Source organism: Paenibacillus sp. Cedars, from assembly GCF_003184205.1.
Lineage (GTDB): Bacteria > Bacillota > Bacilli > Paenibacillales > Paenibacillaceae > Paenibacillus_AQ > Paenibacillus_AQ glucanolyticus.
This window is the reverse complement of record NZ_CP020866.1, coordinates 4,377,663-4,389,652: the sequence shown is the minus strand read 5'-3', so window position 1 is coordinate 4,389,652 and position 11,990 is coordinate 4,377,663. Positions and strand designations below refer to the sequence as shown.

The following is an 11,990-nucleotide window of genomic DNA, read 5'->3' as shown; positions in this document are numbered from 1 at the left end:
ACCTCATTGTGACAGGTTTTGTTTATAATTAGAAATATATAAATGCGATAGATTCAATAGGTTGTAACTATGAGTGGATCATGAGATAAACCGCTGATCAGCGGCTTTATTTTACGGCAACGAGCAGGGCACCAACAGCAATGAGTGCGACGCCGATCACGTTAATCCAGGATATTTTCTCTCCAAGAAACAAAAAGGCAAGAATCACGGCGATGACCACGCTTAATTTATCGATGGGCCCGACCTGCGATACCTTACCGTATTTCAGTGCCAAAAAATAAAACAGCCAGGACATGGCTCCTGCAATTCCGCTTAGCACAATGAAGCTTAAGGCTTTCTTCTGCACGAGGATTTCCCCGAGCTCGGAAAATTTGCCCTGAACGGCCACCACGCCCAGCAGGAACAGTGCCATGATGACAGATCGAATGGCAGTGGCTGAATTGGCATCGATATTTTGCAGCCCGATTTTGCCGAAAATAGCGACAAGTGCAGCGGTGGCCGCCGACAGCAGTGCGTACATAAGCCATAATGGCATCCTATATCCCTCCTGAACGATAAAGACCTGAATACTATTAAGGATTTCTATATAATAGTATGGAGTGATTTGTACAATATCATTACATTTTCCTAGTGATTTTCCTGAGATGGGGTTGAATTTCGGATGACGGGTCATATTGTTGCTTATAAAGAAGAATATCATGATCAATTAGTGGAGCTGTGGCATCGCGCTGTGTGCAGCACGCATGATTTCCTGACAGAGGAGGATCTCCGTTTTTATTATAAAATGGTGAAAAATGAAGCACTTCGAGCTGTGGAGTTATGGGTGTGCTTGAACAAGGATTTCAAGCCCGTTGGATTTATGGGCCTGGACGGCTCGAAAATCGAAATGTTGTTTGTGGATCCACAGCATCATGGGCGAGGAGCGGGGAGCCAATTGATTCGGCATGCCGAATCGTTGAAGGGGGATAAACTTACTGTCGATGTAAATGAACAGAACGCCGGAGCCCACGCTTTTTACAAAAAATACGGTTTTGTGCAGACGGGCCGCTCGGAGCTGGATGGTGCAGGCAAGCCGTATCCACTGATTCATATGGAGCTGGGTCGCCATAACGGACTCAGAAGCCGCTAATATGGTGAAAAAGCTCTAACAGATATGCTAACGGACCTGAGGGCCGTTATAAACGCCAAAAGAGGGTGATTTGCCTGTTAAATTGCTAAATAACAGCTGTGGTGTCCGCTAAATTTTAAAACGGGACGTTTTTTCTGAAATAACGCTCCTGGTGTCCGTTCAAGTTGTGATTGTGGCCTATGGAGTTCATATGCGGACTGTGTCCCAGAAGGGATGCGGTCTTGCAGGCCGACTGCGAAGTAACCCCTCCCGAAGCGTACGCTAAGGCGAACCCGATTCCGGGTTCATCGTCCCTTCTGGAATACGCAAAGAAGCAGCCACGATGATAAGTGGCTGCTTCTTCATTTTACGTCCCAGAAGGGATTCGAACCCCTGACCGACGGCTTAGAAGGCCGTTGCTCTATCCAGCTGAGCTACTGGGACACAGAAATTTTTCAAGCAAAAAATATATTATCACATGCATTGGGGAAATTCAACAATTATTTTAAGTTGCGAACATTTTTGAATCTGCCAGATTATTAGTGTGTCATTCCGGGTTATATTGATAAGACATAAGATGGATTTCAATAAAGGCGTCGGCGGAATGTTTCAGAACGGCAGGAAAGTGCTTAGACCGCGCTCTTTTTTTAACTTGGCAGTACATATGCTATAATCAACGAATATGAAAAACAGGAATAGAAAGGAGGTGTCCTTATCAAGGACTCTTACTCCCAAGAACATGAGGATAAGAACATCATCCTGTTTCCGAAGACGCTGGATTATTACCAGATTCAGCTTACGGTTATGCTCGAGAACGAACGATACGGTGAAGCAATGGAAGTTTTGCGTTTTCTGCTGAGATGCGGCGGACAGAATGAACGGCATTATGAAGAGTGGCATTCGCTCCTCGAATGGCTTGAAGCTGCGTTTCCAGAACAGGCTGTACCTCGTTCGGTTGATTCCGATGCAGATATCGAAGAGGATGATCCAGACGAAGCGGAAATGGCGAGGCAGATGGTTAAGGAAAAAGTTGCTCAGGATGCCGGATATGCCGACAAGCTGCTCGCTTCCGTTATGAACGGACCGTTGACCGAACAGACCATTCTGGCACTGGAACAGCTCGCCTATCTGGATCGTCCGGAGATTGATGCTGTTTTGGTTGAGTGGCTGCAGGATACGCCGCTTCATCCCCTGCTGCAATTTCGAGTGCTACAAACACTCCGAAGAAGGGGCATGGAGGGAAATGTAAGCCTTCATCGGGGACAGGAAGCCGTAGAGATTGAGATCGACACGGTGCCGCTGGACCCGGGGAGTTTTCCGCTTGCCATAACGAGAATATTGGAGCGAGTTGCAGATCAGACGGAAATTCATGAACCGACTTTGTTTTATTTTGCACAAGAACTATGGTCCCAGTTCATAATGGCCATTTACGGTACCGAAGATTACCATTCCATGCTGGATGAAGAAGAATCTACGCTTGACATATGGGCGGCCGCGCTCCATGACATTGTATCGGAGAGTTTGAAGGGGTTTCGGAATGAGGAGGAAATCCGCCCGCTCTACGGTATAACGGACACCATGCGGTTCCGCTATGAGGGAGCCTACCGATCTCTCAAGCAATTTGTGGCAGCGGGTGTGGAAGAATAGCCATAGCCTGGAAAACGTTTACGGTATCGTAGCATAAGGGTTCGCCCTTGAAAAAGGATTTAATGTTGTTTATACTATAGTGGTTATTCGGTACGTGATACATTATTGCGCCGACCACGTGAATTATTTTGGAGGGGAAAGCATAAATGAAAGCAACTTGGGAAAAAATAGAGAAGAACCTTGGCGTTCTTGACGTTGAGGTTGATGCGGATCGCGTTGCATCCGCCCTCGACAAAGCTTTTAATAAAGTAGCTAAAAAAGCAAATGTACCTGGATTCCGTAAAGGTAAAGTGCCTCGCCCGATTTTTGAAGCTCGTTATGGCGTAGAGAGCTTGTACCAGGATGCAATCGACATCTTGCTTCCAGAAGCATACAGCGAAGCTGTAGATCAAGCGGATATTTTCCCTGTAGATCGTCCGGAAGTGGACATCGAGCAATTCGCTAAAGGTGAAACTTTCAAGTTCAAAGCTAAAGTAACGGTGAAACCTGAAGTTAAACTGGGTGATTACAAAGGTGTTGAAGTAGCTGCTGTAGCCGCTGAAGTTTCTGAAGAGGAACTGAACGAAGAGCTCGAGCGTCTGCAACAACGTCATGCTGAGCTTGCTGTAATCGATGAAGGCGCGTCTGTATCCGGTGATATCGTAGTGATCGATTTCGACGGTTCCGTTGACGGTGTGCCTTTTGAAGGTGGACAAGCTGAGCGTTATTCCCTTGAACTCGGAAGCAACTCCTTCATTCCAGGCTTTGAAGATCAAGTCATTGGTATGGCTACTGGAGATTTCAAAGACGTGGAAGTTACGTTCCCAGAGAACTACCATGCAGCTGAGTTAGCTAACAAGCAAGCTGTCTTCAAAGTGAAAGTACACGAAATCAAGCGCAAACAGCTTCCTGAGCTGGATGATGAATTCGCTAAAGACGTTAGTGAATTTGATACCCTTGATGAGTACAAGGAAGATCTGAAGAAACAATTGCTGACTCGCAAAGAGCAAGAAGCACAAGGCGTTCGCGAGAACGAAGCTGTTGAAAAAGCAGCGGCTAATGCTGAAATTGAAATTCCAGACGCTATGATCCAATCCGAAGTTCAAAACATGATGCGCGATTTCGACAACCGTCTTCGTCAACAAGGCATGAACCTGGAAATGTTCCTTAGCTTCTCCGGCCAAAGCAGTGACGATCTGGAAGGACAAATGAAAGAAGACGCTGAAAAACGCGTTCGCAACAACCTCGTGCTGGAGCAAATCGCAAAAGAAGAGAAGCTCGAAGTAACGGAAGAGGAAATCAACAAAGAGCTGGAAAATATGGCTGATACGTACAAACGTTCCGCTGAAGAAATCCGCAGCATCCTGGGTGCTAACGGTTCCCTTGACAGCCTTCGTGAAGAATTGCTTCTTCGCAAAACGATCGACTTCTTGCTGGAAAACAGTGTAGAAGGCGCTCCTGTGGAGAAAAAAGAAGAAACTGCAACTGAAGAATAATAAAAAGGCAGCTGCGAAAAGCTGCCCTCACATTCGATAAGGCACGTACATTTCATGCGTGCCTTATTTTTACCTAACAATAGCCAATTTAATACTAATTATGACATGAATTGGTTATTGATTTCGACATACATAATGAGACAAGTTGGCAGGATATAATTCTTGGGAAGTTCATAGAATGTAAACAGGGTTAAAAAATGACATCGTGCTGCGAACATGTTAGAATAACTTTTGTAACACTGCCGTATATTTTTCAAGGAAAAGAGGTTGGTCGCATGAGTCTTGTACCTATGGTTGTTGAGCAAACTAGTCGAGGCGAAAGATCTTACGATATCTACTCAAGATTACTGAAGGATCGCATTATATTCCTCAGCAGTGCGATAGATGACGATGTTGCCAATCTTGTTATTGCCCAGCTGCTGTTTTTGGCTGCGGAAGATCCGGAAAAGGACATCTCTTTGTACATCAATTCTCCTGGCGGTTCGGTTACAGCCGGGATGGGTATATATGATACGATGCAGTTGATTAAGCCTGATGTGTCAACCATTTGCGTAGGTATGGCCGCCAGTATGGGATCGCTGCTGCTTACTGCCGGAGCACCAGGCAAACGCTATGCTCTCGAGAACAGTGAAGTAATGATACATCAACCGCTCGGGGGTATTCAGGGTCAGGCATCCGATATCCAAATCCATGCAGATTGGATCATCAAGACCAGACATAAGCTGAATCAAATCTATGTGGAGCGCACGGGTCAGCCCCTTGAAAAAATCGAACGCGATACAGACCGCGACTTTTTCATGAGCGCGGAGGAAGCGAAGGCGTACGGTATTATTGACGATGTTCTGTCTTCACCGACCAAATCTTAAGGGGTGGTAATAGCATGTTTAAATTTAACGATGACAAAGGGCAGCTAAAATGCTCCTTCTGCGGTAAATCCCAGGAGCAGGTCCGCAAACTGGTTGCGGGGCCCGGTGTTTATATATGTGACGAGTGTATTGACTTGTGCTCCGAGATTGTAGAGGAAGAACTCGGACATGAGGAAGAAGTGGATCTGAAGGATATTCCGAAGCCACGTGATATTCGTGACATTCTGGATCAATACGTAATCGGACAGGATCAAGCGAAGAAATCCCTTTCGGTTGCTGTCTACAACCACTATAAGCGCATCAACACCCAGAACAAGATTGAGGATGTTGAATTGCAAAAGAGTAACATTTTGCTGCTTGGACCTACAGGTTCCGGTAAAACATTGCTTGCACAAACGATGGCTAAAATTCTCAATGTTCCGTTTGCTATTGCGGACGCAACTTCACTGACAGAAGCCGGTTATGTAGGTGAAGATGTAGAGAACATTCTGCTGAAGCTGATCCAGGCAGCAGACTATGATGTGGAAAAAGCAGAACGCGGCATTATCTATATTGATGAAATCGATAAAGTAGCCCGCAAATCGGAGAACCCGTCCATTACGCGTGACGTATCCGGTGAAGGTGTTCAACAAGCCTTGCTGAAAATTCTTGAAGGTACCGTTGCTTCTGTTCCACCGCAAGGAGGACGCAAGCATCCGCATCAGGAATTCATTCAGATCGATACAACGAACATTTTGTTCATCTGTGGTGGTGCATTTGACGGTCTGGAGCAGTATATCAAACGCCGGATTGGCAAGAAGGTCATCGGTTTCAATGCTTCCGGAGAGAGCCAAAAGGATCTTAAGCCAGGTGAATACCTGACCATGGTTCTGCCGGAAGACTTGCTCAAATTCGGTTTGATTCCGGAATTTGTTGGCCGTCTGCCTGTAGTCTCCACTTTGGAGCCGCTGGATGAGGCAACGCTGGTACGCATTCTGTCCGAGCCGAAAAACGCGCTCACGAAACAGTACCAAAAGCTGCTTGAATTTGACAATGTCAACCTCAAGTTTGAGCCAGGTGCTCTAGAAGCGATTGCCCGCGAGGCAATTAAGCGGAATACCGGTGCACGCGGATTGCGTTCGATCATTGAAGGCATTATGCTGGATGTTATGTACGAAGTGCCGTCCAGAGATGACATCAAGGATTGCGTCATCACGGAGCAGGTTGTTCGCGATAAAGTGATTCCTGAGCTGCAGAGCAAGGGAAGCGAAGATGACAAGAAACAAGAAGAAAGTGCTTAATACGCCATAGCGTATTAGGCGTGGAATAAATCTACGCTGATTCTCCACTTCCAGTTATGTCCAGTCGGGCTTTGCTGGAGTGGAGCTTTGGCGTTATATGGGAGAGATCGTACCATGTTTTTGAGACAAGACACACGGCCCGTCAGGGTGGGGAACCTCACCATTGGGGGAAAGAACGAAGTCATTATTCAAAGCATGTGCACTACCAAGACCGCAGATGTGGAGGCAACCGTTGCCGAGATTTTGCGTCTGGAAGAAGCAGGTTGTCAGGTCGTTCGGGTAACGGTGAACAATGAAGAAGCTGCCGCTGCTATAAAAGAAATCAAGAAACGCATTCATATTCCGCTTGTGGCGGACATTCATTTTAACTACAAACTTGCCTTGATGGCTATCGAGAATGGTATTGATAAGGTTCGGATCAATCCGGGCAACATCGGCAAGCGTGAGAAAGTCGAAGCTGTCGTGAAGGCTTGTAAGGAGAAGGGGATTCCGATTCGGATCGGGGTTAATGCCGGTTCCTTGGAGAATCATCTTATCGAAAAATACGGGTATCCTACACCGGAAGCTATGGTGGAAAGCGCCTTGTATCATATCGGGATACTGGAAGAACTGGATTTCCACGATATCATCGTTTCGCTTAAAGCATCTGACGTACCGATGGCTATCGCGGCGTATACGAAGGCTGCTGAGGTTATTCCATATCCGCTCCATCTGGGAATTACCGAAGCCGGGACGCTGTTCTCCGGTACGGTGAAGAGCGCTGCCGGTCTCGGAGCGCTGTTGTCCCTGGGAATCGGAAGCACGATGCGTATTTCCTTGAGTGCTGATCCCGTGGAAGAGATCAAAGTGGGCCGGGAGCTTCTAAAATCATTCGGCCTCATCTCGGATGCGGCAACCTTGGTATCTTGCCCGACTTGTGGACGGCTGGATATTGACTTGTTCTCCATTGCCAATGAGGTAGAGGAATACATCTCGAAGATCAAAGTGCCGATTAAAGTTTCCGTTCTGGGATGCGCAGTCAATGGACCTGGTGAGGCTAGAGAAGCCGACATCGGTATTGCCGGCGCGCGTGGCGAGGGCCTGCTCTTCCGTTATGGAGAGATGATTCGTAAAGTTCCAGAAGCCACCATGGTGGAGGAGCTTAAGAAGGAAATCGACAATATCGTGAAGGTGTACGAGGAAACCGGCGAAATCCCGGGCCGCAAGCACAAATCCACGGTTTAAGCTTATTAACTTGGTTTTTATAACGTTATAATTGCACTTTTTAAAAGCGGCAGTCTCTTGAATTCAAGAGACTGCCGCTTTTCTGTTTAGCAGGATGTCATACGCCCCAGCAGGGGAGTGTCTTCCCAACAATGTCATGACTTTTTCGCTATCCGCGTTTTACCATTCGAGGAATCGGCAATACTACCATGTATTAACGATTCGATGAAGACATAATGGAGTACAGGAGGAATGACTTGTGAACTTAAGTATTGTGATAATGCTGGTGCAGCTGTTTTTTGCAGTCATCATCGGCATTTATTTTTGGAATTTATTGCGCGGACAGAAAACAAGCAAGACGGCGGTGGATCGGGAATCGCGTAAGGAACTTGATAAACTCCGCAAACTGCGGTCCATATCGTTAACAAAACCGCTGGCTGAGAAAACAAGACCGCAAACCATGGATGACATCGTGGGGCAAAAGGACGGCTTGCGAGCCTTAAAGGCTGCTCTCTGCAGCGCCAATCCGCAGCATGTTATTGTATACGGCCCGCCAGGGGTAGGCAAAACAGCCGCTGCTCGTGTAGTGATGGAGGAAGCGAAGAAGAATCCGCAATCTCCGTTTAAATATGACGCCAAATTCACGGAAATTGATGCAACAACGGCCCGGTTCGATGAACGCGGCATAGCTGACCCGCTCATCGGGTCTGTTCATGATCCGATTTACCAAGGTGCGGGAGCCATGGGGGTTGCAGGAATTCCTCAGCCGAAGCCGGGAGCGGTGACCAAGGCACACGGAGGAATCCTCTTTATTGATGAAATTGGGGAATTGCATCCGATCCAGATGAATAAGCTTTTAAAAGTGCTGGAGGACCGCAAGGTGCTGCTGGAAAGTGCATATTATAATTCTGAGGATGCCAACACACCTGCTTATATTCACGACATTTTTCAAAACGGCCTGCCGGCCGACTTCCGTCTGGTGGGTGCAACGACACGTTCACCGGAAGAGATTGCTCCTGCACTTCGCTCGCGCTGCATGGAGATTTTTTTTCGACCGCTTCTGCCTGAAGAGATTGGAAGGATTGCAGAGGATGCTATTCAGAAGATTGGGCTGAATTCGGCACCAGAAGCGGTAGAAGTGGTGAAGCAGTACTGTTCCAACGGCCGGGAAGCGGTCAATATGATTCAATTGGCTGCTGGCCTGGCGCTGACCGAAAAAAGAGATTCGCTTCGTGCAGCGGACGTGGAATGGGTCGCCAGCAGCAGTCAGCTTCAGCCTCGTCCGGATCGAAAAATACCGGAGAAGCCGCAGGTTGGCGTTGTTAACGGATTAGCTGTATACGGCCCTAACATGGGGGCGCTGCTTGAAATTGAAGTATCTGCGGTTCCTGTTGAGGAGGGACGGGGTACCTACAATATCACCGGGGTTGTGGATGAAGAGGAGTTTGGCGGAGGCTCGCGGAAGCTGCGTCGTAAGAGCATGGCCAAGGGATCGATCGAGAATGTGTTAACAGTCCTGGGCTCTATGGGTTTTACACCTAAGAACTATGATCTGCATATTAACTTTCCTGGGGGAACGCCGATTGACGGACCTTCCGCGGGTATTGCGATGGCTGCGGCGATTGTATCGGCTATCAAAGGAATTGAGGTTGATAACAAGGTCGCGATGACCGGCGAGATGAGCATTCATGGAAAGGTGAAGCCAATTGGCGGGGTCATCGCCAAAGTGGAGGCGGCATTCCAGGCAGGTGCTACCCGTGTAATCATTCCCAAAGACAATTGGCAAACGTTGTTCCAAGATTTAAGTGGCGGTTTACGGGTAATTCCTGTAGAATCGGTGGACGAAGTATTCGCCCACATTTTTGGCGGATCGTTCGCTCCGGAGGTTGTGCAGCTCCCCGGAAACGAAGTGTTTCCAGCCTCTTCAGCTTCATTGCTGCAGGCAACGCCTCCGCGCAACGGGAAAGTCACGGACGCTGGAGGATGTTAAGTTTCACTTTGTTGGTTTTTTATACGCAGATTTGATAAAATAGGAATAGTGTCAACATTGAGAGCCATTGGAGGTGCGAAAGCGATGGGACCCAGTAAATTCAAAGGTCGTCGTTTTCCTTTACTGCCTTTAAGAGGTCTTCTTGTCTATCCGAGCATGGTGCTTCACTTGGATGTAGGACGGGAGAAATCGGTAAAGGCTTTAGAAAAGGCGATGGTTGAAGACAATTTGATTCTCCTATGTTCTCAATCGGAAGTGAACATTGAAGAACCGACGCAAGAGGATATTTATCGGATTGGCACAGTTGCGAATGTACGCCAGATGCTTAAGCTTCCTAACGGTACCATACGTGTGCTTGTGGAAGGTATGGAACGGGCGGAGGTTATTGAATATACGGATCAAGAGGAATACTATGAGGTCATGGCTCGCGAGCTGCCTGAAGAGGAGAACCATGACCCTGAAGTTTCCGCATTAATGCGAACCGTACTGTCTCAGTTTGAGAATTATATCAATCTGTCCAAGAAGGTGACACCAGAGACATTGGCGGCCGTTTCCGATATTGACGAGCCAGGTCGTCTGGCAGACGTGATTACGAGTCATTTGTCGCTGAAGATCAAGGATAAGCAAGAAATTCTCGAAACCATTGATGTTCGCAAAAGGCTCGAGAAGCTTCTAGACATATTGAACAATGAGCGTGAAGTGCTGGAATTGGAACGCAAGATCAACCAGCGGGTCAAGAAGCAAATGGAGAAGACCCAGAAGGAATACTACTTGCGCGAACAGATGAAGGCCATTCAGAAAGAGCTTGGCGACAAGGAAGGCCGTACCGGGGAGGTAGAGGAGCTCCGAAGTCAGCTTCAGGAGCTTGAGCTTCCGGAACGTGTGCATGAGAAGGTAGAGAAGGAAATCGACCGTCTCGAGAAAATGCCGGCAAGCTCTGCCGAAGGCGGCGTTATCCGAAACTACGTCGATTGGCTGCTGGCGCTGCCTTGGAGCAGCAAGACCGAAGACGATCTGGATATCGTCAAAGCAGAACAAGTGCTGGATGAGGATCATTACGGTCTCGAGAAGCCGAAGGAACGCGTGCTGGAATACTTGGCGGTTCAGAAGCTGGTGAAGAAGATGAAGGGGCCGATTCTATGTTTGGTTGGCCCTCCAGGCGTCGGTAAAACATCGCTCGCCCGGTCCATCGCCCGCTCACTGGAGCGCAAGTTTGTACGTGTCTCCTTAGGTGGCGTGAGAGACGAGGCCGAAATCCGCGGACACCGGCGCACCTATGTAGGGGCTATGCCAGGACGTATCATTCAAGGAATGAAAACAGCGGGTTCGATGAATCCGGTGTTCCTGCTTGATGAAATTGATAAGATGGCTTCCGATTTCCGGGGCGATCCATCTTCAGCACTGCTTGAGGTGCTCGATCCGGAGCAGAACAACACATTCAGCGATCATTTCGTGGAAATTCCGTTTGATCTGTCTAACGTCATGTTTGTTACGACGGCGAACGTGCTTCATAACATTCCCAGACCGCTCCTTGACCGTATGGAAGTGCTGTACATTCCAGGATATACGGAGCTGGAGAAGCTGCAGATTGCGAACCGTTATTTGCTGCCTAAACAGAAGAGCGACCATGGGCTTGAAGCAGAACAGCTGATACTGGACGAGGAAGCTCTGATGAAGGTGATTCGGGAATATACCCGTGAATCCGGAGTCCGGAATTTGGAGCAGCAGGTGGCAGCGCTGTGCCGTAAGGCAGCCAAACAGATTGTGACCCATGCATCGGAATCCATTGAGATTAAGGCTGAAGATATCAAGGAATATCTCGGAATTCCGAAGTTTCGCTATGGCATGGCCGAGCTTGAGGATCAAGTGGGCACGGTCACGGGGCTTGCGTGGACGGAAGTGGGCGGCGAGACGCTGACCATTGAAGTTACGGTGGTGCCTGGAACCGGCAAGCTGACCCTGACGGGTAAACTTGGTGATGTGATGAAGGAATCGGCTCAGGCTGCCTTCAGTTTTACTCGCTCGAAGGCGGTGGAGCTGGGTATTGATCCGGATTTCCACGAGAAACTCGATGTTCATATCCATATCCCGGAAGGAGCCATTCCGAAGGATGGTCCATCAGCCGGAATTACGATTGCCACGGCTCTTATTTCATCTTTAACCAAACGGCATGTAGCCCGCGATGTGGCCATGACGGGGGAAATTACACTTCGGGGACGCGTTCTTCCGATTGGTGGCTTGAAAGAGAAATCTCTGGCAGCCCACCGTGCCGGCTACAAAAAAATATTACTCCCTAAGGATAACGAACGTGACTTGCGTGATATACCTGACAGCGTGAAGAACGACGTTGAGTTCGTTCCGGTATCCCATATGGATCAGGTTCTGGAGCATGCGCTCGTTGAACAAGCGGGAGTGCACTAG

At 48.2% G+C, this 11,990-nt stretch carries 9 protein-coding genes and 1 tRNA gene; 8 read left to right on the top strand and 2 right to left on the bottom strand.

Annotated features, from left to right (window positions below; genetic code table 11):
* Positions 1-106: 106 nt before the first annotated feature.
* Positions 107-535 carry an EamA family transporter gene (locus tag B9D94_RS22000; RefSeq protein ID WP_006208775.1) on the bottom strand — a complete coding sequence of 143 codons (429 nt, stop codon included), beginning with the start codon at positions 533-535 and terminating at the stop codon, positions 107-109.
* A gap of 126 nt (positions 536-661) precedes the next feature.
* Here B9D94_RS22000 and B9D94_RS21995 point away from each other — a divergent pair, with 126 nt between their 5' ends.
* A complete protein-coding gene (locus B9D94_RS21995) occupies positions 662-1,129 on the top strand; it encodes an acetyltransferase (protein WP_148247979.1) in 468 nt (155 codons plus the stop codon).
* 349 nt (positions 1,130-1,478) lie between these two features.
* Here the strand turns inward: B9D94_RS21995 and B9D94_RS21990 are convergent.
* A tRNA-Arg gene (locus B9D94_RS21990) sits at positions 1,479-1,552 on the bottom strand.
* 360 nt (positions 1,553-1,912) lie between these two features.
* On the opposite strand from B9D94_RS21990, the gene B9D94_RS21985 reads away from it, so the two are divergent.
* From B9D94_RS21985 to lon, 7 genes are all read left to right on the top strand, one after another.
* Positions 1,913-2,755, top strand: a complete 843-nt coding sequence (locus tag B9D94_RS21985; protein ID WP_006208777.1) for a hypothetical protein — start codon at positions 1,913-1,915, stop codon at positions 2,753-2,755.
* Positions 2,756-2,901: 146 nt separating this feature from the next.
* Positions 2,902-4,230, top strand: a complete 1,329-nt coding sequence (tig, locus tag B9D94_RS21980) for a trigger factor (RefSeq protein ID WP_063478857.1) — start codon at positions 2,902-2,904, stop codon at positions 4,228-4,230.
* A gap of 275 nt (positions 4,231-4,505) precedes the next feature.
* On the top strand, positions 4,506-5,096 hold the full coding sequence (gene clpP / locus B9D94_RS21975; protein WP_006208779.1) for an ATP-dependent Clp endopeptidase proteolytic subunit ClpP: 591 nt from the start codon (positions 4,506-4,508) through the stop codon (positions 5,094-5,096).
* Positions 5,097-5,110: 14 nt separating this feature from the next.
* Positions 5,111-6,376, top strand: coding sequence for an ATP-dependent protease ATP-binding subunit ClpX (clpX, locus tag B9D94_RS21970; RefSeq protein ID WP_006208780.1), 1,266 nt, complete (start codon positions 5,111-5,113; stop codon positions 6,374-6,376).
* 114 nt (positions 6,377-6,490) lie between these two features.
* On the top strand, positions 6,491-7,600 hold the full coding sequence (ispG, locus tag B9D94_RS21965) for a flavodoxin-dependent (E)-4-hydroxy-3-methylbut-2-enyl-diphosphate synthase (protein ID WP_006208781.1): 1,110 nt from the start codon (positions 6,491-6,493) through the stop codon (positions 7,598-7,600).
* A 238-nt stretch (positions 7,601-7,838) separates the two neighbouring features.
* The gene (gene lonB, locus B9D94_RS21960) at positions 7,839-9,569 is read left to right on the top strand and encodes an ATP-dependent protease LonB (RefSeq protein ID WP_148247978.1); all 1,731 of its coding nucleotides are present in this window, start codon (positions 7,839-7,841) and stop codon (positions 9,567-9,569) included.
* Positions 9,570-9,653: 84 nt separating this feature from the next.
* Positions 9,654-11,990: an endopeptidase La gene (gene lon / locus B9D94_RS21955; protein ID WP_148247977.1), complete on the top strand. Its 2,337-nt coding sequence runs from the start codon at positions 9,654-9,656 to the stop codon at positions 11,988-11,990.

Bases quoted from the DNA above. Each gene is read 5' to 3' on its own strand.
- lon (WP_148247977.1), top strand. From the start codon at position 9,654: ATGGGACCCAGTAAATTCAAAGGTCGTCGTTTTCCTTTACTGCCTTTA.
- ispG (WP_006208781.1), top strand. From the start codon at position 6,491: ATGTTTTTGAGACAAGACACACGGCCCGTCAGGGTGGGGAACCTCACC.
- clpP (WP_006208779.1), top strand. From the start codon at position 4,506: ATGAGTCTTGTACCTATGGTTGTTGAGCAAACTAGTCGAGGCGAAAGA.
- B9D94_RS21995 (WP_148247979.1), top strand. From the start codon at position 662: ATGACGGGTCATATTGTTGCTTATAAAGAAGAATATCATGATCAATTA.
- clpX (WP_006208780.1), top strand. From the start codon at position 5,111: ATGTTTAAATTTAACGATGACAAAGGGCAGCTAAAATGCTCCTTCTGC.
- B9D94_RS22000 (WP_006208775.1), bottom strand. From the start codon at position 535: ATGCCATTATGGCTTATGTACGCACTGCTGTCGGCGGCCACCGCTGCA.
- B9D94_RS21985 (WP_006208777.1), top strand. From the start codon at position 1,913: ATGCTCGAGAACGAACGATACGGTGAAGCAATGGAAGTTTTGCGTTTT.
- tig (WP_063478857.1), top strand. From the start codon at position 2,902: ATGAAAGCAACTTGGGAAAAAATAGAGAAGAACCTTGGCGTTCTTGAC.